The organism is Methylocystis sp. S23, from assembly GCF_054106005.1.
Genome location: NZ_CM134185.1, coordinates 1,267,234 through 1,289,643, shown reverse-complemented (window position 1 = coordinate 1,289,643; position 22,410 = coordinate 1,267,234). Strand labels below are relative to the sequence as shown.

The 22,410-nt window shown below is 65.2% G+C and carries 19 protein-coding genes; 2 read left to right on the top strand and 17 right to left on the bottom strand.

The window, feature by feature from the left end:
• Nucleotides 1-434: 434 nt before the first annotated feature.
• From metH to ACV7JP_RS06485, 7 genes are all read right to left on the bottom strand, one after another.
• A complete protein-coding gene (gene metH, locus ACV7JP_RS06515) occupies nt 435-4,157 on the bottom strand; it encodes a methionine synthase (RefSeq protein ID WP_457798411.1) in 3,723 nt (1,240 codons plus the stop codon).
• Nucleotides 4,154-5,053, bottom strand: a complete 900-nt coding sequence (gene metF / locus ACV7JP_RS06510) for a methylenetetrahydrofolate reductase [NAD(P)H] (RefSeq protein WP_457798410.1) — start codon at nt 5,051-5,053, stop codon at nt 4,154-4,156. Before metF ends, metH begins: the two co-directional genes overlap by 4 nt.
• On the bottom strand, nt 5,053-6,063 hold the full coding sequence (locus ACV7JP_RS06505) for an ArsR/SmtB family transcription factor (RefSeq protein ID WP_457798409.1): 1,011 nt from the start codon (nt 6,061-6,063) through the stop codon (nt 5,053-5,055). Before ACV7JP_RS06505 ends, metF begins: the two co-directional genes overlap by 1 nt.
• Before the next feature lie 974 nt (nt 6,064-7,037).
• Nucleotides 7,038-8,999, bottom strand: coding sequence for an acyl CoA:acetate/3-ketoacid CoA transferase (locus ACV7JP_RS06500; protein WP_457798408.1), 1,962 nt, complete (start codon nt 8,997-8,999; stop codon nt 7,038-7,040).
• Nucleotides 9,000-9,171: 172 nt separating this feature from the next.
• Complete coding sequence (locus ACV7JP_RS06495; protein ID WP_457798407.1) at nt 9,172-9,546, bottom strand: 6-pyruvoyl trahydropterin synthase family protein; 375 nt, start codon at nt 9,544-9,546, stop codon at nt 9,172-9,174.
• 306 nt (nt 9,547-9,852) lie between these two features.
• On the bottom strand, nt 9,853-10,485 hold the full coding sequence (queE, locus tag ACV7JP_RS06490; protein ID WP_457798406.1) for a 7-carboxy-7-deazaguanine synthase: 633 nt from the start codon (nt 10,483-10,485) through the stop codon (nt 9,853-9,855).
• A gap of 295 nt (nt 10,486-10,780) precedes the next feature.
• Entirely contained in the window at nt 10,781-11,155 is a 375-nt protein-coding gene (locus ACV7JP_RS06485) for a c-type cytochrome (RefSeq protein ID WP_457798405.1), read from the bottom strand.
• Nucleotides 11,156-11,607: 452 nt separating this feature from the next.
• On the opposite strand from ACV7JP_RS06485, the gene ACV7JP_RS06480 reads away from it, so the two are divergent.
• Nucleotides 11,608-12,498 carry a tetratricopeptide repeat protein gene (locus ACV7JP_RS06480; RefSeq protein ID WP_457798404.1) on the top strand — a complete coding sequence of 297 codons (891 nt, stop codon included), beginning with the start codon at nt 11,608-11,610 and terminating at the stop codon, nt 12,496-12,498.
• 140 nt (nt 12,499-12,638) lie between these two features.
• On the opposite strand, the gene ACV7JP_RS06475 is transcribed toward ACV7JP_RS06480, so the two are convergent.
• A complete protein-coding gene (locus tag ACV7JP_RS06475) occupies nt 12,639-13,523 on the bottom strand; it encodes an MBL fold metallo-hydrolase (protein ID WP_457798403.1) in 885 nt (294 codons plus the stop codon).
• 83 nt (nt 13,524-13,606) lie between these two features.
• Here ACV7JP_RS06475 and ACV7JP_RS06470 point away from each other — a divergent pair, with 83 nt between their 5' ends.
• Entirely contained in the window at nt 13,607-14,395 is a 789-nt protein-coding gene (locus ACV7JP_RS06470) for a sulfite exporter TauE/SafE family protein (RefSeq protein WP_457798402.1), read from the top strand.
• On the opposite strand, the gene xth is transcribed toward ACV7JP_RS06470, so the two are convergent.
• The 9 genes from xth to ACV7JP_RS06425 all read right to left on the bottom strand — a co-directional run bounded on the left by xth (nt 14,396) and on the right by ACV7JP_RS06425 (nt 22,390).
• Entirely contained in the window at nt 14,396-15,178 is a 783-nt protein-coding gene (gene xth, locus ACV7JP_RS06465) for an exodeoxyribonuclease III (protein WP_457798401.1), read from the bottom strand.
• Between the two features lie 36 nt (nt 15,179-15,214).
• Nucleotides 15,215-15,730: a hypothetical protein gene (locus tag ACV7JP_RS06460; RefSeq protein ID WP_457798400.1), complete on the bottom strand. Its 516-nt coding sequence runs from the start codon at nt 15,728-15,730 to the stop codon at nt 15,215-15,217.
• Between the two features lie 66 nt (nt 15,731-15,796).
• Entirely contained in the window at nt 15,797-17,371 is a 1,575-nt protein-coding gene (locus ACV7JP_RS06455) for an urease accessory protein UreH domain-containing protein (protein WP_457798399.1), read from the bottom strand.
• Nucleotides 17,372-17,646: 275 nt separating this feature from the next.
• Entirely contained in the window at nt 17,647-17,832 is a 186-nt protein-coding gene (locus ACV7JP_RS06450) for a YgaP family membrane protein (RefSeq protein WP_457798398.1), read from the bottom strand.
• A 115-nt stretch (nt 17,833-17,947) separates the two neighbouring features.
• On the bottom strand, nt 17,948-18,055 hold the full coding sequence (gene cydX, locus ACV7JP_RS06445; protein WP_457798397.1) for a cytochrome bd-I oxidase subunit CydX: 108 nt from the start codon (nt 18,053-18,055) through the stop codon (nt 17,948-17,950).
• 15 nt (nt 18,056-18,070) lie between these two features.
• Nucleotides 18,071-19,207, bottom strand: coding sequence for a cytochrome d ubiquinol oxidase subunit II (gene cydB / locus ACV7JP_RS06440; RefSeq protein WP_457798396.1), 1,137 nt, complete (start codon nt 19,205-19,207; stop codon nt 18,071-18,073).
• 12 nt (nt 19,208-19,219) lie between these two features.
• On the bottom strand, nt 19,220-20,803 hold the full coding sequence (locus tag ACV7JP_RS06435; RefSeq protein WP_457798395.1) for a cytochrome ubiquinol oxidase subunit I: 1,584 nt from the start codon (nt 20,801-20,803) through the stop codon (nt 19,220-19,222).
• A gap of 84 nt (nt 20,804-20,887) precedes the next feature.
• Nucleotides 20,888-21,049, bottom strand: a complete 162-nt coding sequence (gene cydP, locus ACV7JP_RS06430) for a cytochrome oxidase putative small subunit CydP (protein ID WP_457798394.1) — start codon at nt 21,047-21,049, stop codon at nt 20,888-20,890.
• A 60-nt stretch (nt 21,050-21,109) separates the two neighbouring features.
• The gene (locus tag ACV7JP_RS06425; protein ID WP_457798393.1) at nt 21,110-22,390 is read right to left on the bottom strand and encodes an NAD(P)/FAD-dependent oxidoreductase; all 1,281 of its coding nucleotides are present in this window, start codon (nt 22,388-22,390) and stop codon (nt 21,110-21,112) included.
• Between the last annotated feature and the right edge of the window lie 20 nt (nt 22,391-22,410).

The window sequence follows — 22,410 nt, the reverse complement described above, 5'->3', positions numbered from 1 at the left end:
CGTTTTTCCCCTCTCCCCGCTCGCGGGGAGAGGGCAGGGTGAGGGGCAAGGGGGTTTAAGGATCAAGCGTGTTGACGCAACACTATCGACCAGGCGCTAAAGCGTCCATAGCGCGGCGCTGAAACAATAGGGCAGTCGGGTGAGGGAAAACCTCGCCCTCATGCTGAGGAGGCTCCGCAGGAGCCGTCTCGAAGCATGAGGAGCCGCCCGAAGGCGGCGTCTCGAAGCACGGGGCGAGTTCCAGATTTCGGGAAACGAAGGCTTCCTCGTCCTTCGAGACGCGAGCTTCGCTCGCTCCTCAGGATGAGGAAACCTTCACCCGGTCGCCCCTGGCTAAAACAACATTTCGCTATGTTGTTCGTCGGAGAGAGCGGGACGGCGGCTTTGCCCCTCACCCTGACCCTCTCCCCGCGCGCGGGGAGAGGGAAATCGCGCTACGCCGCCGCTTCCGCCGCCATCGGTTCGTAATTCAGGATCGGCGCGAGCCAGCGTTCGACTTCCGAAACCGGCATGCCTTTGCGCGCCGCATAATCCTCGACCTGGTCGCGCTCCACCTTGGCGACGCCGAAATAATGCGCCTGCGGATGGCCGATATAGAGCCCGCTGACGGAGGCCGCCGGCGTCATCGCGAAGCTCTCCGTGAGCTTCACGCCCGTGCGCTTCTCGACGCCGAGCAGATCGAACAGCGTCGCCTTCTCCGTGTGATCGGGCTGCGCCGGATAGCCGGGCGCCGGGCGGACGCCCGCGTAAGGCTCGGCGATCAGCTCTTGCGGCGAGAAGGCCTCGTCCTTCGCATAGCCCCAGAATTCGCGGCGCACGCGCTCATGCATGCGCTCGGCGAAAGCTTCCGCGATGCGGTCGGCGAGCGCCTTCACCATGATCGAGCCGTAATCGTCATTGGCGCGGGCGTAGCGGGCGGAAATCTTCTCCTCTTCCGCGCCGGCCGTGACGACGAAGGCGCCGACATAATCGGCCTTGCCGCTCTCCCTCGGCGCGACGAAATCGGAAAGCGCGATATTCGCCCTGCCGTCGCGCTTGCCGAGCTGCTGGCGCAGGGTGAAGAAGGTCGCGAGCTTCTCGTTGCGCGACTCGCCCGTATAGAGCGCGATGTCGTCGCCCACGCTATTCGCGGGCCAGAAACCGATGACGGCCTTGGGCGTGAACCAGCGTTCTTCCACGATGCGCTTCAGCATGGCCTGCGCGTCGTCGAAAAGACGGCGCGCGGCCTCGCCCTTCTCCGGATCGTCGAGCAGCGCGGGATAGCGGCCCTTGAACTCCCAGGTCTGGAAGAAGGGCGTCCAGTCAATATAGGGGACCAGTTCCGCGACGTCGTAGCTCGCAAAGGCGCGCGCCCCCGTGAAGGCGGGCCTCGCCGGCTCGTAAGCGGCCCAGTCGATCTTGTAGGCGTTCTTGCGCGCGGCCTCGATCGAGACGCGCTGCTTGTCGGCCTGGGCGCGCGCATGCGCTTCGGCGACGCGCTCATATTCGGCGCGGGTCTCCGCGATGTAGTCGCCGCGGCTCTTCTCGGAGACGAGCGCCTGCGCCACGCCCACCGCGCGGCTCGCGTCCGTCACATAGACCGCCTGGCCGCGGCGATAGTTCGGGCTGATCTTCACCGCCGTATGCACGCGGCTCGTCGTCGCGCCGCCGATGAGCAGCGGCGTGTCGAGACCTTCGCGCTCGAGCTCCGCCGCGACGAAGCACATCTCGTCGAGCGAGGGCGTGATGAGGCCGGAAAGGCCGATGAGATCGACCTTCTCTTTCTTGGCGGTTTCGAGAATCTTGGCGCAGGGCGTCATGACGCCGAGATCGATCACCTCGAAATTGTTGCAGCCGAGCACCACGCCGACAATGTTCTTGCCGATGTCGTGCACGTCGCCCTTCACCGTCGCGAGCAGGATCTTGCCCGCCGTCGAGCGCTCGCTCTTGTCGGCCTCCATGAAGGGCATGAGATAGGCGACCGCCTGCTTCATCACGCGCGCCGATTTCACGACCTGCGGCAGGAACATCTTGCCCTGTCCGAAGAGATCGCCGACGACATTCATGCCGGCCATCAGCGGGCCTTCGATCACGTCGAGGGGGCGCGCGGCCTCCTGGCGCGCCTCCTCGACGTCGGTCTCGATATATTCGGTGACGCCGTTGACGAGCGCATGTTCGAGACGCTTCTCGACGCTCGCCTCGCGCCAGGCGGCGTCCTTCTCCTGGCTTTTCGCGGCGCCGCCCTTGAACTTCTCGGCCGCCTCGACGAGACGCTCGGTCGAATCCTTGCGGCGGTTCAGCACCACGTCCTCGCAGAGCTCGCGCAGCTCGGGATCGATCTCCGCGTAAACGGCGAGCTGGCCGGCGTTGACGATGCCCATATCCATGCCCGCCTGAATGGCGTGGTACAGAAACACCGAATGCATCGCCTCGCGCACGGGCTCGTTGCCGCGGAAGGAGAAGGAAAGGTTCGACACGCCGCCGGAGACATGAGCGTGAGGCAGGTCGCGCTTGACGATGCGCGCCGCCTCGATGAAATCGACGCCGTAATTCTCATGCTCCTCGATGCCCGTCGCCACCGCGAAGATGTTCGGATCGAAGATGATGTCCTGCGGCGGGAAGCCCACGACCTCGGTGAGAATCTTGTAGGCGCGCGCGCAGATTTCCGTCTTGCGCGCCAGCGTGTCAGCCTGGCCCTTCTCGTCGAAGGCCATGACGACGACCGCCGCGCCGTAGCGGCGCACTTTCTTCGCGTCCTCGATGAACTTCTCCTCGCCTTCCTTCATCGAGATAGAGTTCACCACGCCCTTGCCCTGCAGGCATTTCAGGCCCGCCTCGATCACCTCGAATTTCGAGGAGTCGACCATCACCGGCACGCGGGCGATGTCGGGCTCGGCCGCAAGCAGATTGAGGAAGTCGACCATCGCCTGCTGCGAGTCGAGCAGGCCCTCGTCCATATTGACGTCGATGACCTGCGCGCCATTCGCGACCTGGTCGCGCGCAACGTCGAGCGCCGCCGTATAGTCGCCATTGGTGATGAGCTTGCGGAACTTCGCCGAGCCCGTGACGTTCGTGCGCTCGCCGACATTGACGAAGGGAATGTCCCTGGTGAGCGCGAAAGGCTCGAGGCCGGAGAGGCGCAGCATCGGCTCGATCTTCGGCGCGATGCGCGGCTTCATGCCCTTCACCTTCTGCGCAATGGCGCCGATATGATCCGGCGTCGTGCCGCAGCAGCCGCCGAGAATATTGACGAGGCCGGCGCTCGCGAATTCGCCGACGAGCTCCGCCATATATTCCGGGCTCTCGTCATAGAGGCCGAACTCATTCGGCAGGCCGGCGTTGGGGAAGGCGCAGACGCGCGTGTCCGCCACGCGGCCAATCTCGGCGATATGCTGGCGCATCTCGCGCGCGCCGAGCGCGCAGTTGAAGCCGATGGAGAACGGCTTTGCGTGGGCGAGCGAGTTCCAGAAGGCGACCGAGGTCTGGCCCGAGAGCGTGCGCCCCGAAAGATCGGTGATCGTTCCCGAGATCATGATCGGAAAGCGCGTGCCGACTTCCTCGAAGGCGTGTTCGAGCGCGTAGATCGCCGCCTTGGCGTTGAGCGTGTCGAAGACGGTCTCGACCAGCATGATGTCGGCGCCGCCCGCGATGAGGCCGAGCGCCTGCTCCTTATACGCCGCGCGCAATTCGTCGAAAGTGACGCCGCGATAGCCCGGATTCGACACGTCGGGCGAGATCGACGCCGTGCGGTTCGTCGGGCCCATCGAGCCGGCGACGAAACGGCGCACGCCCGTCTTCGCCGCGACTTCATCGGCCGCTTCGCGCGCGAGCCTCGCGCCTTCGCGATTAAGTTCGAACACGATGGATTCGAGGCCGTAATCGGCCTGCGCGATGGTCGTCGCGCTGAACGTGTTGGTCTCGATGATGTCGGCGCCGGCTTCGAGATATTGCGTATGGATCGCCTTGATCGCGTCCGGCTGCGTCAGGATCAGCAGGTCGTTATTGCCGCGCAGGTCCTTCGGGTGATCCTTGAAGCGCGGCCCGCGGAAGTCCGCCTCCTCGAATTTGTGGCGCTGGATCATCGTGCCCATGGCGCCGTCGAGAATGAGGATGCGGCTCTCCGCCGCTTCCTCCAGCGCCTTGAGGATTTTCGGGCCGTGAGCTTTGTCGAAGGTCATGCGTCTGCTTTCTCGCGAAGGGGACGAACGCCGAGGAGGTGGCAAATGGCGAAGACCATATCGGCGCGGTTATTGGTGTAGAAGTGGAAATCCTCGACGCCGGCGCGGGCGAGGCCCATCACCTGTTCGACGACCGTCGTCGCGGCGACGAGGGCGCGGGTTTCGGGATCGTCATCGAGTCCCTCGAAGCGCTCCGCGACCCAGCGCGGCACGCTGGCCCCGGCCTTGGCCGCGAAATTCGCGACCTGCCTGTAATTGCGGATCGGCATGATCCCCGGCACGATCGGAATCGTGATTCCCCTCCCGCGCGCCTTGTCGAGAAACCTGAAATAGACGTCGTTGTCGAAGAAGAACTGCGTGATGGCGCGCGTCGCGCCCGCGTCGATCTTCGCCTCCAGCGCGTCGAGATCCTGCTCGATCGAAGCGCTTTCGGGATGTCCCTCCGGATAGGTCGAGACGGAAATCTCGAAATCATGCAGGCGGCGAATGCCACGCACGAGATCGGAGGAATGGGCGTAGCCCTTCGGATTGGCTTCGAATTTCGTGCCGACGCCGGTCGGCGGATCGCCGCGCAGCGCCACGATATGGCGCACGCCCGCCCTCCAGTAGCCGTGCAGAATCTCGCCGATCTCGTCCGCCGAGGACGAAACGCAGGTGAGATGCGCGGCGGGCTTCATCGAAGTCTCGCGGGCGATGCGCGCGACGATGGCGTGCGTGCGCTCGCGCGTCGAGCCGCCGGCGCCATAGGTGACGGAGACGAAATGCGGCTGGAGCCGCTCGAGGCGCTTCACGGACTCCCAAAGCTGCGTCTCCATTTCCGGCGTCTTCGGCGGAAAGAATTCGTAGGAAATGTTGAACCGCTTGCCGGAAGCGGAAGGATGCAGCGCGTTGAACATCAGGCGGTCTCGTAGGAGGAAGCGGGGATGGGATCGGCGACGATGCGCGGATCGCGCGCAAGCCACAATGAGACGGTGAGCTTCGCGCCCTCCTTGGCGCCCGGCGCCAGCTCGCGATGCATGACGGTTTCGAGACCCGCCTGCGCGAGAAGGCCGAGGATTTCGTCCTCGGAAAAGCCGAGACGGCGATGGGCGTGCTTGTCGCGCAGCGCCTCTTCGTGATGGGGCGCGAAATCCACGACGAGCAGCCGTCCGCCCGGCGCCAGAACGCGCGCCGCCTCGCGAATGGCGCGCGCGGGATCGTCGAGATAGTGCAGCACCTGATGCATGATCGCGAGATCGACGGAATTGCGCTCGATCGGCAGCGCGTAAATGTCGCCCTGGCGCAATCGCACATTACGCAGGCCGGTCTCCTCGAGCCGTCCGCGGGCGACGGCGAGCATGGCGGTCGAGAGATCGACGCCGACGGCGTGCTCGGCCTGCGGCGCGAAGAGCTCCAGCATGCGGCCGGCGCCCGTGCCGATGTCGAGCACGCAGCGCGCGGGCGCGGCGCCAATCGCGTCGCGCATCGCTTGCTCGACAAGCGCCTCGGGGACGTGCAGCGAGCGTATGTCGTCCCATTCCGCCGCATGGGCGGCGAAATAGCGCGCGGCGTTCTCGGCGCGCGCCTGGCGCACTTCGCCGAGCCGCGCCTGATCCTCCGCAAGGATGGGATCGTCGGGATCGAGCCAGTCGGCGATGTCGCGCGCGAGCGCGCCGGCCGGCCCGGCGGGCGCGAGGCGGAAGAAGGCCCAGGCGCCTTCGCGGCGGCGCTCGACCAGCCCGGCTTCGGCGAGGAGCTTGAGATGGCGCGACACGCGCGGCTGCGATTGACCGAGAATCGTGACGATCTCGCTGACGGTGAGCTCCGATTGGGAAAGAAGCGCCAGAAGGCGCAGGCGCGTTTCCTCGCCGGCCGCGTTGAGGGCCGCGAGCGCGGGGTCGAGCCTGAGGGTCTTCGGGGCGGTCATTCAACCTCTCATACGAGACATAAAGATATCTATATGCGTTGATTGATTGGGATGCAAGCGTCAAATGGCCTGCGCGCCCCCTGCGGCGCCATGCTGAAACTTGCCGCTTGACGGAATCGAAAATCAGGCGCAACTTTTTGAAACATCGCAACCGTCTCTGGACGAGAGAGGCGGGATCGCTCGGGCGGGACCTCGATGCGGCAGCGATAAGGATGCGTCGGCGAAGACCCCTGTCGTCGGCGAAGCCAAAGCAAATGGTTGCGAGAGGAGCATGACGCCACCGGGTCAGATCGTTTGACCGGCGTTTCGTTCCGGTCAAGACGGGAAATCAGGCTCAGCGCTGCCTGATCGGTCCCGAACCCTCCATAGAGCCTCATAGACCAGGGACAGCCCGCCGCGAAGGCCAAGCAGCGGGCGACCCCTCCCCAGACTGGACCATCCCAGAGCGCTTCTCACTTGGGAGAAGCATCGGCCCCGTGCGCCACAGGCGACGGGGCCTTTTGGCGTTGGCGCGCTTTGGTCTTCGCCTTTCCATCGTCGGGAGACGACGCGCTCCGCGGGAGCGTGAAGCGCGCCGGCGTCGCGCTTGCCAGCCCCTGGATTGCTTCGTCGCTTCGCTCCTCGCAATGACGGCTGAGGAGTCGGCGCAAGCAGAGGCCGCCTTGAGGCGGCCGCTTGTTTTGGAGGAACGACGGCGGTGGAGGCCTCATCGCGGTCGTCCGCCCGATCGCTTTGCGACAATGCTTGCGGCGTCATTGCGAGCCGAAGGCGAAGCAATCCAGAACCTTTAAGAAAACGGCGCTTCGCTCCTCGCAAGGACTGACGAGACGCAAGCGCGGAACTCTCCCGGGCAGCGCCAAACGCTTAGGCCTCATCCTGAGGAGCGAGCGAAGCTCGCGTCTCGAAGGACGAGGCCGCCCTCGGAGGCTTGTCAGCCAATTGAAGGCCGCCCCGTCTTCTCGAATGCCGACGCTTTACGCCGGCGCCTTTTCCTCTTCCGCGGCGACGACCTGCAGGAAGGTCTCGGCCGCCTCGCGGCGCTCGAAGACATGGGGCTGCAATCCGCGCTTGGCCATGGCTTCCTTCATCTTCATGCGGGCGAAAGCCGAAGTCGCGTAGCGCGTCGTCGTCAGATAATAATGCTGGCTTAGATATTCGATCATCTCGGCGTAATCGTCGTAAAGCGCCTCGGCGATCCGGGCGCCGTCGTGATTGACGACGGAGTTCACGCGCTTGCCGACCTTCTGGCAGGCGGCGACCAGCGCGTGGCGCATTTCGTCTATGTCCTTCTTGGTGCGCGCGTTCCAGCCTTCGAGATTGAGGAAGAGAATGTTGCGCGCCGGATCGTAGCTGATCCGCTGGTCGAGATTGAGATTAAGGAGATCGTTGATCAGGCCCATGGGCTCGTCGATGAAGATGCGACGGTCCATCAGCTCCGGCTCGTTGATGATCGGCTTGAAGTCCATGAAGGGAAGAATGTGCTTGTCGATGTCGACGCCCGGCGCGATCTCGACGAGCTCGAGGCCGTTCTCCTTGAGCTGGAAGACGCAGCGCTCGGTCACGTAATAGACCGGCTGCTTGCGCTTCTGGGCGAATTTGCCGGAGAAGGTCGTCTGCTCCACGGAATTGAGGAACTTCTTGTTCCGGCCTTCCTGCACGATATTGACCTTGCCGTCGGCGATCTCGACGCGCAGGCCGCCATTGGTGAAGGTGCCGGCGAAGACGACGAGGCGGGCGTTCTGGCTGATATTGATGAAGCCGCCGCAGCCGTTCAGACGGCCGCCGAATTTCGACGTGTTGACATTGCCCTGCAGGTCGCATTCGGCCATGCCGAGGCAGGTCATGTCGAGGCCGCCGCCGTCATAAAAGTCGAATTGTTGATTCTGCTGGATGATGCTGTCGGCGTTGGTCGCGGCGCCGAAGCTCGACCCCGAGGCGAGCACGCCGCCAATGGCGCCGGCTTCCGTCGTCAGGGTGATATAGGGCGTGAGCTTTTCCTCATTGGCGACGGCGGCGATGCCCTCCGGCGCGCCGACGCCGAGATTCACGACGCCGTTCGGCGGCAGCTCGAAGGAGGCGCGGCGGGCGATGACCTTGCGCTCGTCGAGCGGCATTTTGGCGAGCTTCTCGACCGGCACGCGAACCTCGCCCGCGAGCGCGGCGTTATACATCACGCCATAGTTCATGCGGTGCAGTTCGGGCTGGTCCGCCACCACGACCGCCGAGACCAGAATGCCCGGAACATGCACGTCCTTCGGCTTGATCGAGCCCTGCTCGACGATGCGCTCGACCTGGGCGATGACGAGGCCGCCATTATTGTGCGCGGCCATGGCCTGGGCGAGATTGTCGAGAACCAGCGCCTCCTTCTCCATCGAGATATTGCCCGACGGATCGGCCGAGGTGCCGCGGATGAAGGCGACGTCGATCTTGGTGGCGATATAGAAGAGCCACTCCTCGCCCTGAATGTTGTGATATTTGACGATGTCCTCGGTCGTGACCTCGTTCACCTTGCCGCCGCCGAAGCGCGGATCGACGTAAGTATAGAGGCCCACCTTGGAGAAGAGGCCCGGCTGGCCGGAGGCGCAGGCGCGGTAAAGCTGCGAGATGACGCCCTGAGGCAGGTTGTAGCCGAGGATCTTGTTTTCCTGGGCGGCCTGGGCGACCTTGGGCATGCGGCCGAAATTGGCGGCGATGACGCGCTTCAGCAGGCCCTCGTGATGGAAGCGGCCGGTGCCCAGCCCCTTGGAGTCGCCGGCGCCGGCGGTCATGATCAGCGTGAGGTCGCGCGGGTGCTGGGTCTCGACGAAACGCTTCTCGAGCGCGGCGTGGAGCGCCTCGGGGATACAGCTTTGGACGAAACCCGTCGTGGTCACGACGTCATTGTCGCGAATGAGCGCGATCGCCTCGTCGGCGCTGATGACCTTGTTATTCGCCATTCCTCAGATGTCCCCTCGAGACCGTTCTTATCGTCGCGGGCGCCCCTCGCGCAGCCGCTCGGCGGTCTTTTTGCTCAATTGACGTGCGTCAGGGTAGTGACCACGTCCCCGAAGCGCAATAGCGACGATGCCGCAGCGTCTCCAGGGCTCGCTTCGGCCGAGGCCGCAAGCCTCAGTCGCCGCGATAGACGCAGCCCTCGAAGCAACTGTCGCGGAAGAGTCCGACCTCGCTCAAGCCCGGCAGCGCGGGCGCGAGGTCCCGCCAGATATAAAGACAAAGATTTTCGAGCGTCGGCTTGCCGAGCCCTTCCAGATCGTTGAGGAAGGAGTGGTCGAGCTTCTCGCGCAGCTCGTTCAGGCGCCGGCCGAGCTTGCCGAGGTCCATCACCCATTGCTCCTCGGGCTGGCGCTCGCCGCGAAGAGTCACGCGCACGCGGAAGGAATGCCCGTGCAGATTGCGGTATTTGCCGCCATCCTTGGCCTCGGGGTCGTAAAGGGCGTGCGCCGCCTCGAAATAGAATTCGCGGTATACCTCGAACGTCGCCACTTCCCTTATCCTTTCCCGCGGCCTGCGACATGTCGCGGACGGCGGACCCCTCGCATGAACTCGGCGCGCTTCGTCCAGATCACGGCGCGATTGGGGGGGATCGTCCAATCGCAAAAAGGTGATCGATTCCAAAGTCTAGAGCGCGCTCATCTCGTCGCGCGCTCTAGCGGCTTGCTTCAAGCCAATCGCCAGGTTTGGACCCCCACCCCGACCCTCCCCCTTTCAGGGGGAGGGAGCAAAGCCGCGCCAGTTCCCTCCCCCTGAAAGGGGGAGGGTTAGGGAGGGGGTCCGCATTTGGGACCCGGCCTACCTCACCCCGATCATCTTGTGCGTCTGAACCGACAGCCGCCAGCGCGGATGCGCCAGGCAGTAGTCGATCGCGGCCCTCGTATTGCGCAGAATTTCCGGCCCGTCCATGGGCTGGAGCAGGAAATGGCGGAAGTCGAGCTCCTCATACAGGGCCGGATCGGCGCCGTGTTGCGGATAGACGAGCTTCAATTCGTCGCCCCCGGTCTGGACCAGCGGCGCGCCGGCCTTGGGGGAAACGCAAATCCAGTCGATTCCGGGCGTCGCGGGGAGCGTTCCATTGATCTCGACGGCGATCTCGAAACCTTCGGCATGGAGCGCGTCGACGAGCGCCGCGTCGATTTGAAGCATGGGCTCGCCGCCGGTCAGGACCGTGAAGCGGCCCTCCCGCCCCTCGCCCCAGAGCGCGGCCAGATGGGCGGCGAGATCTTCGGCGACCGCGAATTTGCCGCCGCCCTCGCCATCCGTCCCGACGAAATCCGTGTCGCAGAAGCGGCAGACCGCCTTGGCGCGGTCCTCCTCGCGGCCGCTCCAGAGATTGCAGCCCGCGAAGCGGCAGAAGACGGCGGCGCGGCCCATATGCCGCCCCTCGCCCTGAAGGGTCTTGAAGGCTTCCTTGACGGCATAGGCCATGAGGCTGGCTTTCTGTTCGACCTCGCGGCGCCTCCGATGGCTTGTTTGCCGGCGCGACCCCGATGGGGTTCGGCGAAGGGGCTGACATGCCGGCCGCAACAGCACGCTCAATGTCCGGCAGGCGGGCGCCGAGCTCAAGGGCCTGTCGCGGGCGCCGCCCGCCTGCCGCGCCGATATGCCATCGGACGACGCCGCTTTCAACAAGCGGACCGCCGCGTGTCCGGGACGGCTTAACGCGGCGCCGGATGGCTTCGCTTTGCTCCCAATGACAGACGGGGAGCCCCGCTCATGCCCGTCACCCCCTCTTCGGCTGCTCCTCGTCCTTGTCCTTCTGCTCCGGCGGCTGCGGGCGCGGGTCGAGGCTGCGAATATAGGTCGTAATGTCATCGATCTCCCTGCGGGAGAGATGCATGTCCGGCATGGGCGGATGCGGATCGACGAGGAAATTTGCGATCTGTTTCCTGTCCGTGCGGCGCTGGGCGATGTCGTGGAAGGAGGGCGCGTCGGCGACGGCCGTCGTCTGGTCCTTCTCGACGACATGGCAGCTCGCGCACCAGCGCTTGGCGATGACGGCGCCCTTCTTCGCGTCCCCGGCATGCGCCGGCGCGGCGGCGAAACAGGCGGCCGCGGCGAGGCCGAGGAGAATGGGAGCGCGTGAAGTCGAAGCCATGCGTCTTTCCTTTATTGCGCGGGCGAAACGATTCGCCTCGCGCCGGCGCGATGTAAGCACAACTCTCGCGGCGTGAGAATCCGCGAGCGCCGCGCTCGCTGTATGGCGAATAAGCGCGGCGGCCAAGGCTTTTTCGCGGCCGCGAGACAGCTTGACCCGGGCTGATCGGCGTATTTTTGCAACAGTGGTTGTGCCCTTGTTGCAACAGTCCCGAAGATAAGGCCTAGCGGGCCCGAACGGCGCTCAGAAGCCCCTTTTCAGCCATAAAAGCTGAGATAAGGTCCTCTTGTCACTTGCTCATCCAAGACGCGGGAAGACACCTCCGCCGGCGCCTCGCCGTAGGGGAACGGTCTCCTATTTTCTGCTGCGCGCGAGGATGTGGCAGGCGCAGTTTTGGGTCGCGTATGCGCGCCGGTTTCCGGCGCCCCGGGTCGAGGAAGTCGAAACGCATTATGGTCGGATCCGCGCAAAAGGGCATTCTTTCTGCCGCATCGCACAAGATCAGGGGCGCGGCGCTTTCGGTCGGCTTGTTCGCGGCGAGCTTCGCCATGCTGGTGACCGCCTTCGTCGACCCGGCCCCGGCGCTCGACGCGCCTTCGGCGCGCGCCCCCGAGACGAAGCCGCTTCCCATGTTCAAGAATCCGCGCGCGGCGCTTCGCGCCGGGCTCGAAAGCTATCACGCCGGCGACGCCGCGACCTCCGTCGCCGCGCTGCGCTACGCCGCGGAGGGCGGCGAGCCGCTCGCCCAGTGGAAGCTCGGCCGCATGTACGCCGAGGGCGACGGCGTCGCGCGCGACGACGCCAAGGCCTATGATTATTTCTCCAAGATCGTCGACCATTTCGCCGAGGAAGAGCCGGATCCGCGCGAGCGCTCCATGGCGGCGAACGCCTTCGTCGCCGTCGGCCTCTATCTGCGCGACGGATTGTCGACGGCGAAGATCGAGCCGGATCTCGATCGCGCTTTCGAGCTCTTCCGCTACGCCGCGACCTATTTCCGCAACGCTGACGCGCAATATCATCTCGGCCGCATGTATCTCGACGGCGCCGGCGTGAAGAAGGACATGCGCCAGAGCGTCAACTGGCTGGAGCTCGCGGCGCGCAAGGGGCATCCGCAGGCGCAGGCCGTGCTCGGCCGGCTGATGTTCAACGGCGAGGCCGGGGGCGGGGCGCAGAAAGCGCGCGGGCTCATGTATCTGACGCTCGCCCGCGACGCCGTCGCCGGCGGCGGCGCGAATGAGCAGTGGATCACCGACAGCCACGCCAAGGCGCTCGCCGCCGCGAATGAGGCCGACCGCAAGGCCGCCGTCGCGCTGCTCGAGGACTATCTGCGCGAGCGCAACTGATCCGCCCCCGTGCGGGCCATTGCAAGGCGGCCTCGCCGACGGATCAGCGCAGCAATGGCGGCTCCTGGATTGCCTCGCCTTCGGCTCGCGAGGACGCGGGGCGTCGCTGCGAAGCAACCAGTCGGAAGTATGAAACCCGGTTAATCTGCGGGCGCGGCCGCGCCCCTGAACGTCACCGGGACCAGCAGGCGGCGCATGCCGTCCGGACCCGGCGGGGGGAAGCGGCCGGCGCGGATATTCACCTGTATCGACGGAAGAAGCAGGCGCGGCGCGGCGAGCGCCTTGTCGCGGCCAAGCCGCGAGGCCACGAATTCCTCCTCCGAGACGCCGTCGTGAATCTGGACGTTCTTTTCCCGCTCCTCGGCGATGGTCGTCTCCCAGAGATAAACGTCGCGGCCGGGCGCCTTGTAGTCGTGGCACATGAAAAGCCGCGTCTGCGGCGGGAGGGCGAGCAGACGGCGGATCGAGCGATAAAGCGCCCGCGCGTCGCCGCCGGGAAAATCGGTTCGGGCCGTGCCGTAATCCGGCATGAAGAGCGTGTCGCCGACAAAGACATTGTCGCCGATCCTGTAGGAGACGCAGGCCGGCGTGTGGCCGGGCGTATACAGAACCTCGACGTCCAGTTCGCCGAGAGGAAAATGTTCGCCGTCCTTGAAGAGACGGTCGAAATCGCCGCCCTCCGGGGCAATGTCGTCGGCGAGGAAGACGGGACGGAAAATCTCCTGCACCTTGGCGATGTGCTCGCCAATGCCGACCCTGGCGCCGGTCGCGGCCTTCACGACCGGCGCGGCGGAGAGATGATCGGCATGAGCGTGGGTCTCGAGAACCCATTCCACCGTCAGCCCCTCGTCGCGCGCCGCGGCGAGAACGGCGTCGATCGAATGCGAATCCGCCACGCCGCCGCCCGGCTCGTAATCGAGCACGGGGTCGACGATCGCCGCCTTCATCGTCGCGGGATCGGAGACCAGATAGGTGACGGTGAAGGCAGCTTCGTCGAAAAAGCCCCGAATCTTCGGTTGCGACATGCTTTTCTCCTCGCCGCTTGCTTGCGGCGTAGATATATGCGACTTAACTAAATAAGCAATATCTAATTCAATGCCGAGGCCCGATGCTCACGCCCCTGATTGTGAAGCTCGCCGCCGGGACGCTTTCCGGCGTCATGGTCGGTTTTTCGCTGGGTCTGATCGGCGGCGGCGGCTCGGTGCTCGCCGTGCCGCTCCTCGTCTATTTCGTTGGCGTGTCGGAGCCGCATGTCGCGATCGGCACGAGTGCGGTCGCGGTCGCCGCCAATGCGCTCTTCCAACTCGGCAATCACGCCCGCGCCGGCACGATCAAATGGCGCTGCGCGTCAATCTTCGCGCTTTTCGGCATTGTCGGCGCCTATGGCGGCTCGACGCTCGGCAAGGCCATGAACGGCGAGAAGCTGCTCGCGCTCTTCGGCGCGCTCATGCTCGTCATCGGCGCGCTGATGTTCAAAAGCCGCAGCGGCGAGGGCTACCCCCAGGTCCGGCTCAACCGCGAAAATTTCCCGCGCCTCGCCGCCATGGGCCTCGCGACGGGCGCGCTGTCCGGCTTTTTCGGCATTGGCGGGGGCTTTCTGATCGTGCCGGGACTGATGCTTGCGGCCGACCTGCCGATCATCAACGCCATCGGCTCGTCGCTCGTCTCCGTCTCGGCCTTCGGCGTGACAACGGCGGCGAATTACGCCTTTTCGGACCTCGTCGACTGGCCGCTCGCGGCGACCATTCTCGGCGGCGGCGTGATCGGGGGCCTGATCGGCGCGGCGACGGGACGGCGCCTGTCGGCGGAGCGCGGGGCGCTGGCCGTGGCCTTTGCGGGGATCGTGGCGGCGACGGGGCTTTATGTGATCTGGCGCGCGATTCACGCCCTCATGTGATCAATTGAGCTCCACGCAGACCGGCACATGGTCCGAGGGCTTGTCGCCCGCCCGCGCCTCCTTGACGATCTCGACGCGCGCGAGGCGGTCCGCCGCCTGCGGCGAGAGCAGCAGATGGTCGATGCGGATGCCCTTGTTCTTCTGCCAGGCGCCCGCCTGATAGTCCCAGAATGTATAAAGTCCCGCATCGTCGGCGACGGCGCGAAGCGCGTCCGTGTAGCCGAGATTGAGCAGGCGGCGCCAGGCGGCGCGGCTTTGCGGCAGGAAGAGCGCGTCGGACGCCCAGGCGGCGGGGTCGTGCGCGTCGCGGGGCTCGGGGATGATGTTGTAGTCGCCCGCGAGCGCGGTCGCTTCTTCGAGCTTCAGGAGCGCTCTGGCGCGCGCTGTCAGCGCCTCCATAAATCGCAGCTTATAGGCGTATTTCGGCGTGTCCGGGGGATTGCCGTTCGGGCAATAGATCGAGGCGACGCGCAGAACGCCGCCACCGCCGTCGGAGATCACCGCCTCAATATAGCGGGACTGGCCCTCATGGTCGAAGCCCGGCAGGCCGACGGTCGACTCCTCGATCGGAGACTTCGAAAGAATGGCGACGCCGTTGAAGGTCTTTTGCCCGTGGAGGACGACATTATAGCCGGCGTCCTCCGCCTCCATGCGCGGAAAGGCTGTTTCCTCGCATTTCAGCTCCTGAAGGCAGAGAATATCGGGGTTCGCCTCCTTCAGAAACGAGAGCAGCGGCGTGAGCCGCTGCCGGACGGAATTCACGTTCCAGGTGGCGATGCGCAACAGAACCCCCGAGAGGGGCCTTCGCGCCCCTTAAAATCAATCCAGCCGATAGGCCGCGTGACAGGCGTTGCAGGCTTGCACGACTTGGCTGAGCTCGGCAAGCGCCGGGCGCAGATCGCCGCCCAGCTTCACTTTGCTCGCTTCCTCGGCGAATTTCGACGCCTGGGCGTGCATGGTCATGCCCAGCGCGCGCATCTCTTCCGGCATATGGCTCGCCATCATCTTCGGCATGTCGCCGAGCTCGCCGGATTTGGCGGCCGGCTTGCAGGCGGCCGAACCCGGCGAGCCCATGCCGAGCCGCGTCTCGGCGATCTTCGCGGCCGCCGCGCCGTCGCCTTTCGAAAGCTCCGCGAGAATATCCGCGACGGCCTGCTGATGGCCGCGCATATTGGTCAGCATCATGGCCTTCATCGGCCCCGGCAGATCGACCTCCATGCGCGTATCCTTCGCCATCTTGGACATCATCTCCATATGGCCGTGATGGTCTTCCGCCATCGCCGCGGCGCCCGTGAGCGAGAAGGCGCCGAGGGCGGCGAGATAAATCTTCCGCATCGTTAAGTCTCCCAATTGAGCGCGCGAGTTTAGCGCAGGCGCAAGCGTTTTTCGTAAGGCGAATCGTCACGGCTTCGGCAGGTTGAGGATTTGTCCCGGCTTCAGCTTCTTCTTGCGCCGCGCGGGATTGGCCGCGGCGAGGTCGCGCCAGCGGCCGGCGTCGCCATAGAGCTTCTTGGCCACGCTTTTCAGCGTGTCGCCGCGCTGAATCGTGTAGGTCGAGGGTGGCGACGGCGAAGCCGCGACAGGAGCGGGCGAGGCTTCCTTCTTCATTGGGGCGCCCGGCGTTTCCTCCTTCGGGGCCGCGCCCGGCTCGATCACATGGAATTCCCCACGGATCATACCCATCCAGCAGCTCCAGGGAACGATTCCCGCCCGCCGCGGCGTGAACTCGATGATCTGCATTCCGGGCTTCAGATCGAATTCGAGATTAAGCGACGGCGCGACGATGCGCTTGTTGCATTCCGTCACCTCGGTGGCGTTGATCGCCCATTTGACCGGGACGCCCTTGATCAATGTGAAACGCGACGGCGCGTAGCCGAGCGCGTTCGCCTCCATCGTGATCGTCTGCGTCTCGGATGCGAGCCGCGGCGCGGGCGCCGGCGCCGCGTCCTGCCGCAGCCGCGCGACGACGGAGCCGAGATCATAGCCCCAGCCGGTGAGGATGAGGCCCCGATTGATCATCACCGCGCCGAGCGCCACCACGATCACGCCAGAGGCCTTGAGCAGGCGATGCGTCAGCGCGTTGGAGAGCATCGAGGCGATGGCGCCGAAAGCGAGCATGACGGGGAGCGTGCCGAGGCCGAAGGCGAAAAGCATTTTCGCGCCTTCAATGGGGCTGCCCGTGCCGGCGGCCATGACATACATGGCCTGTAGCGGACCGCAGGCGATCATCAGCCCGTTGAGCAGCCCAATGACGAACGGCCGATGGCGGCCGCTCGCCTCTTTATAGACCCAGCGCTCCAGCGGCGCGGGGAGGCCGAGGCGGAAGCGGCGCAGGGGCGCGAAAAGCCCCAGCATGTTGAGCCCGAAGACAATGAGGAAAAGCCCCGCCGCCATGCCGGCCGCGCCGCGCAAGAGCGGCGTGAAGGCGACGACCGCGCCGAGCGCGCCGAAAAGGGCGCCGATGGCAGCGTAGGAAAGCGTCTTGCCGGCGCCGAAGGCGAGATGAGAGGGCAGCGCGGCCCGGCCGACCTCGGCGTCCGCCGCCGAATAAGTCACGACGAAGGCGCCGCACATGCCGATGCAGTGGAAGCCCGTGACGAGGCCGAGCAGGAAGATGAGCCGGAGGCTCATATGCTGGGCGATGTCCGGCGCGCCGGCCGCGCTGATCCAGCGCGAATCGATGAGGATGAGAGCGGCAAGGCCGGCGAGCGCCATGGCGATAAAGGCGAGGCGCTGCGCGAAAGGGCGGGGGCGCCGCTCGCCGATTTCGACCTGGTAGCCGTTTTCCTCGACGCTCTCGCGAATGGCGTCGAAGCCGATCCGCGCCGGATCGTATTCGACCGTGACGGTTTCGCTCGGATAGTCGGCGTGAGCGATGCGCACGCCCGCCAGCTTTCGCAGGCTCGCCTCGATGACATGCTCGCATCCATGGCAATGCATGCCATGGGCGCGAAAAACGGCCGCGACGTCGCTCATGATCTAGTTGCTTGCGTCAGCCAAGGTGACGACCCCCTCCCTAACCCTCCCCCTTTCAGGGGAAGGAACGCCGGCGTCGCCTCTGCTTCTTCCCTCTGAAAGGGGGAGCGCCGAAGTGGGCGCCCAGCCAGTCGCAAGCCTCTCGATCGCGGCTCGCGAAAAAGCGGAAGCCGGCCCTTTCGCAAAAGCGCGCTCTGAACCTTTGGAATCGACCACGTTCTCTGCGTTTAGGCGCTTTCGCCTAAACGCAGCGTGATCTGGCGTCGATCCATGTCTTACTTGCCGAGCGTGTTGAAGCCGAGCAGCTTGTAGGCGGGACAGAAATTGATGAAGGCCGTCGCCAGCGGCACGAGGCCGATGAAGCCCCATGGCGTCTGCGGCCCGACAAAGGCGAGGCTGAGCAGCAGAAGGCCGGCGGCGATGCGGATCATTTTGTCGGTCTTGCCAATATTCGCTTCCATGACGGCGCTCCCCGCATGTTTGGTCCTCATGCAGAGATAAGCGCTCCGGTCATGCGCGCTCAGCGACTTTGTCGCGAAAGCGGCGCGGCGCATCGTCGCGCATTGGAGCGCGATGCTAGACGCCCTCGTGATCGTCGTCGCCATCCAGCTCGAGCCACATGGCGTTGAGGATGCCGAAGGCGCAAGCGAGGCCGAGGCCCAGAATCCAGGAAAAATACCACATGCGTCGTTCTCCCGGTCAGTAATAGTAATCCTCGCCCTTCTCGATCGCCGCTTCCGTCACGGGCCCGCGCAACACCCAATAGACCCATGAGGTGTAAGCGAGAATGATCGGGAGAAAGAAGACGACGGCGGCGAGCATGAGGCCGAGCGTCGTCTGGCTCGACGAGGCGTCCCAGACGGTGAGGCTCTGGCCCGGATGCGAGGAGGAGGGCAGCAGGAAGGGAAAGAGGCTGAAGCCCGCCGTCGTCACGACGCCGGCGACCGACAGGCTCGAGGCGAGGATGGCGAAGCGCGACCCGATGGCGAGCAGGATGGCGGCGCCGAGCGCGCCGAGCAGGGCCGCGAGCGGCGCGAGCGCGGCGAGGGGCTGGCGGGCGTAATTGAGGAGCCAGTCGCCGGCGCCGATCGCCACATCCTTGCCGAAAGGATTGGAGGGGCCCGAAAAGTCGATCTCCGACTCGATGCGAAAGCCGTCGATCCCGGTCGCGATCCAGAGCCCGGCGCCGAGAAGCAGCAGGACGAGCGCGAGAGCGGCGACCGCGCCGACCCGGCGCGCGCGCGCGGCGATCTCGCCCACGCTCTTGCCCGCAAGCCAGGCGGCGCCCTGCATGACGAGCATGGCGACGCTGACGAGCCCGCAAAGCAGCGCGAAAGGCCGCAGCAGGCCGAGAAGCCCGCCTTCATATACGAGGCGCAGCGTGGAGTCGAAATGGAAGGGCGCGCCGAGGAAGAGATTGCCGAAGGCGACGCCGAAAAGGAGCGACGGCAGCGCGCCCGAAATGAAAAACAGCCAGTCCCAGGTCGCGCGCCAGCGCGGCTCGTCGCGCTTGCCGCGGAAGACGATGGCGACCGGCCGCAGGATGAGGCCGAGCAGCACCAGCAGCATGGCGAGATAGAAGCCGGAGAAGGATGCGGCGTAGAGCGGCGGCCAGGCGGCGAAGGCGGCGCCGCCGCCGAGGATGAACCAGACCTGATTGCCCTCCCAGACCGGGCCGATCGTGTTGATCAGCACGCGGCGCTCGACATCCTTCTTCGCCACGAAGGGATGCAGCATGGCGACGCCGAGATCGAAGCCGTCGAAGACGGCGAAGCCGACCAGCAGCAGGCCGAGGATCGCCCACCAGACGAGGCGCAGGGTCATATAGTCGAACATGCGCGTCTCCTTTTATTCCGCGGCGTCATAGGCGGGCTGCGCCTCGGCAAGCGCGGCGCCGCCGGCTTGCGGGCGCGGCGTCGGCCCGCCATGCGGCCCCTTGCGGATATATTTGACGAGCAGCGCCACGTCGACGACGGCCAGCGCCGTGTAGAAGAGCACGAAGGCCGCGAGGCTCGCCGCGACATTCGACGCTGGCGCGTCGGAGACGCCGAGAAAGGTCGGCATGACGCCGTCGATGATCCAGGGCTGCCGGCCATATTCCGCGACGATCCAGCCGAGCTCCGCCGCGATCCAGGGCAGCGGCAGGCTGAGCATCGTCAGCCGCAGGAACCATGGCGCGCCGCAGCGGCGCCGGCTGGAGAGATAGAAGGCGATGCTGAAGAGCGCGATGAAATAGAAGCCGAGCGCCACCATGATGCGGAAGGACCAGAAGAGGACGGGCACGTCCGGAATGGTCGAGCGCGCCGCCTGCGCGATCTCCTCCCGCGTGGCGTTCTCGATGTCGGGCCGGATGCGCTTCAGCAGCAGCGCATAGCCGAGATCGCGCATCGAGCTCTCGAGCTCGCGCGGCACGGCGGCGTTGGGCCGCCCGCCCTGTTCCGCGATCCATTTATAGCCCGGCAGGCCGTTGCGGATGCGTCCTTCGTTCCGCTCGACGAGCGGCTTGATGCCCTCGACCTCCTTATCCAGCGAGCGCGTGGCGATGAGGCCGAGGACGTAAGGGATCTCGATCGCATATTTCGTCGTCTCGCTCTCGAGGTCGGGCAGGCCGAAAAGCGTGAAGGAGGCGGGCGCCGGCTCCGTCTCCCACATGGCCTCGATGGCGGCGATCTTCATCTTCTGGCTTTCGCCGGCCGTATAGCCGCTCTCGTCGCCGAGCACGACGACCGAAAGGGCCGAAGCGAGCCCGAAGCTCGCCGCGACGGTGAGCGAGCGGCGCGCGATCTCGATATGCCTCTTGCGCAGGATGTAATAGGCCGCGATAGACATGACGAACATGGAGCCTGTCACATAACCGGCGCTGACCGTGTGAACGAATTTCGACTGCGCGACTGGATTGAAGAGCACTTCCTTAAAGGAGGTCAGCTCCATGCGCATGGTCTGGGGATTGAAGGCGGCGCCGACGGGATTGGACATCCAGGCGTTGGCGACGAGAATCCACAGCGCCGAGAAATTGGAGCCGAGCGCCACGAGCCAGGTGACGGCGAGATGCTGGACCTTGGTGAGCCGCTTCCAGCCGAAGAAGAAGAGGCCGACGAAGGTCGCCTCCAGAAAGAACGCCATCAGCCCTTCAATGGCGAGCGGCGCGCCGAAAATATCTCCGACATAGTGCGAGTAATAGGCCCAGTTCGTGCCGAACTGGAACTCCATGGTGACGCCGGTCGCGACGCCCATCACGAAATTGATGCCGAACAGCGTTCCCCAGAACTTCACCGCGTCGCGCCAGATTTCGCGGCCCGTCATGACATAGACGCTCTCCATGATGGCGAGGAGCAGCGCCAGGCCGAGGGTGAGGGGCACGAAGAGGAAGTGGTAGAGGGCCGTCAGCGCGAATTGCAGGCGCGAGAGCGTGACGACGTCGAGATCGAACATTGCGGCTTTCCTGCTTTGGAGCGGATCGTTTTTCGAAAAATTGGCGGGCTTTTCGGAATCCGATCCTGCTCCAGCTTTCTTTTTCTAACGGGGCGGCGCCCTCTGCGCGAGGGCCGCGGCCATATCTGCCGGCGTCACATGCGACCGATGTGACGGGCCGAAGAAAAAAAGGTACAGCAAGAAGATTGCCACGACTTTGAAGACGATGGCCAAAGTCAGCTCCCGGCGAAGCCCGCCGCGCGTCATTTCCGCTGATCCCCGTTTCCGCGGCCGCCGACGCGGCCACGCCGCGCCGAGCTTGCCTCCTCAGAGAACCCGGCGCAAGCGCTCGATCCCGAGCAGCTTCATGACGTAGCGCTCATAGACCGGCTCGCTCTGGCCATTGCGCACCTTGCGCAGGAAATATTTCTCATAGGCGACCTTCGCCCAGTGCACCCAGCGCCCCTGGCTCGACCAGTTGACGTTGCGCGGCGGGATTTGCGGCTGGGCCACGAAGGCGACGCCCTTGTCGCCGAAATCGGCGAGGCACACGGCGTTCCACGTGCCCTCCTTTTTCGGCTCCCTGCCGTCGATCAACGCCGCGATGTTGTGCGCGGCCGCCGTCACCATGGATTCGATCATATAGCCGGTCTTGGGCATGCCGGTCGCGACCGGCGTCGGCTCGGCCGGCGGTATGGCCACGCAAACGCCGACGCCGAAGACATTCGTGAAGGTCGGATTGCGCTGGTTCTTGTCGATGATGACGAAGCCGCGCGGATTGACGAGGCCCTCGATTCCCATCAGCGCGTCGACGCCCGTGAAAGCCGGCATTATCATGGCGTATTTGAACGGAATCTCGTGCGCTTTCTTCACCGAGCCGTCCTCGTCGAGCGCCTCGCATTTGAGGAGACCCGGCTCGATCGTGGTGGTCTTCGCGTTGACGATCCATTTGATGTCGCGGTCGCGGAAGGCGGATTCCAACATCCCCTTGGTGTCGCCGACGCCGCCGAGGCCGAGATGGCCGATATAGGGCTCGGAGGTCACGAAGGTCATCGGCACTTTGTGGCGAATGCCGCGGCGGCGCAGATCGGTCGAGACGATCATGGCGAATTCATAGGCCGGGCCGAAGCAGGAGACGGCGGGCGCCGCGCCGATCACGATCGGGCCGGGGTCCTTGCAGAAATCGTCCCAGGCCTTCGAGGCGATCTCGGCGTGCTGCAGCGTGCAGATCGACTGCGTATGGCCGCCATGCGGGCCAAGGCCGGGAATCTCCTGGAAGGCGAGCTTGGGACCGGTGGCGATGACGAGATAGTCGTAGGACAGGCTCTCGCCATTGTTCAGCTCGATGCGATTCTCCTTCGGATGAACGCGTTTCGCGCCGACATCCGTGAAGCCGATATTCTTCTTCCGGAAAACCGGCGCGAGCGGAACCTTCAGCTCCTCGGGCTTGCGCCAATTGACCGCGAGCCAGGGATTGGACGGCGTGAACTGGAAATTTGGCAGGTCGGAAACGACCGTCACCTGGTGCCGCTTGTTCAGGGCCTCGCGCGTTTCGATGGCGGCGGCGACGCCGCCAATGCCGGCGCCGAGAATGACGATGTGAGCCATGCGGATATCCTCCCGGAGGC

Excerpts from the sequence above, each read along its gene's own strand:
- ACV7JP_RS06455 (WP_457798399.1), bottom strand. The coding sequence starts at position 17,371 with ATGAGCGACGTCGCGGCCGTTTTTCGCGCCCATGGCATGCATTGCCAT.
- ACV7JP_RS06485 (WP_457798405.1), bottom strand. The coding sequence starts at position 11,155 with ATGGCTTCGACTTCACGCGCTCCCATTCTCCTCGGCCTCGCCGCGGCC.
- ACV7JP_RS06460 (WP_457798400.1), bottom strand. The coding sequence starts at position 15,730 with ATGCGGAAGATTTATCTCGCCGCCCTCGGCGCCTTCTCGCTCACGGGC.
- metF (WP_457798410.1), bottom strand. The coding sequence starts at position 5,053 with ATGTTCAACGCGCTGCATCCTTCCGCTTCCGGCAAGCGGTTCAACATT.
- queE (WP_457798406.1), bottom strand. The coding sequence starts at position 10,485 with ATGGCCTATGCCGTCAAGGAAGCCTTCAAGACCCTTCAGGGCGAGGGG.
- ACV7JP_RS06425 (WP_457798393.1), bottom strand. The coding sequence starts at position 22,390 with ATGGCTCACATCGTCATTCTCGGCGCCGGCATTGGCGGCGTCGCCGCC.
- cydP (WP_457798394.1), bottom strand. The coding sequence starts at position 21,049 with ATGACGCGCGGCGGGCTTCGCCGGGAGCTGACTTTGGCCATCGTCTTC.
- ACV7JP_RS06480 (WP_457798404.1), top strand. The coding sequence starts at position 11,608 with ATGGTCGGATCCGCGCAAAAGGGCATTCTTTCTGCCGCATCGCACAAG.
- ACV7JP_RS06435 (WP_457798395.1), bottom strand. The coding sequence starts at position 20,803 with ATGTTCGATCTCGACGTCGTCACGCTCTCGCGCCTGCAATTCGCGCTG.
- ACV7JP_RS06475 (WP_457798403.1), bottom strand. The coding sequence starts at position 13,523 with ATGTCGCAACCGAAGATTCGGGGCTTTTTCGACGAAGCTGCCTTCACC.
- ACV7JP_RS06500 (WP_457798408.1), bottom strand. The coding sequence starts at position 8,999 with ATGGCGAATAACAAGGTCATCAGCGCCGACGAGGCGATCGCGCTCATT.
- ACV7JP_RS06470 (WP_457798402.1), top strand. The coding sequence starts at position 13,607 with ATGCTCACGCCCCTGATTGTGAAGCTCGCCGCCGGGACGCTTTCCGGC.
- ACV7JP_RS06505 (WP_457798409.1), bottom strand. The coding sequence starts at position 6,063 with ATGACCGCCCCGAAGACCCTCAGGCTCGACCCCGCGCTCGCGGCCCTC.
- metH (WP_457798411.1), bottom strand. The coding sequence starts at position 4,157 with ATGACCTTCGACAAAGCTCACGGCCCGAAAATCCTCAAGGCGCTGGAG.
- ACV7JP_RS06450 (WP_457798398.1), bottom strand. The coding sequence starts at position 17,832 with ATGGAAGCGAATATTGGCAAGACCGACAAAATGATCCGCATCGCCGCC.
- cydX (WP_457798397.1), bottom strand. The coding sequence starts at position 18,055 with ATGTGGTATTTTTCCTGGATTCTGGGCCTCGGCCTCGCTTGCGCCTTC.
- cydB (WP_457798396.1), bottom strand. The coding sequence starts at position 19,207 with ATGTTCGACTATATGACCCTGCGCCTCGTCTGGTGGGCGATCCTCGGC.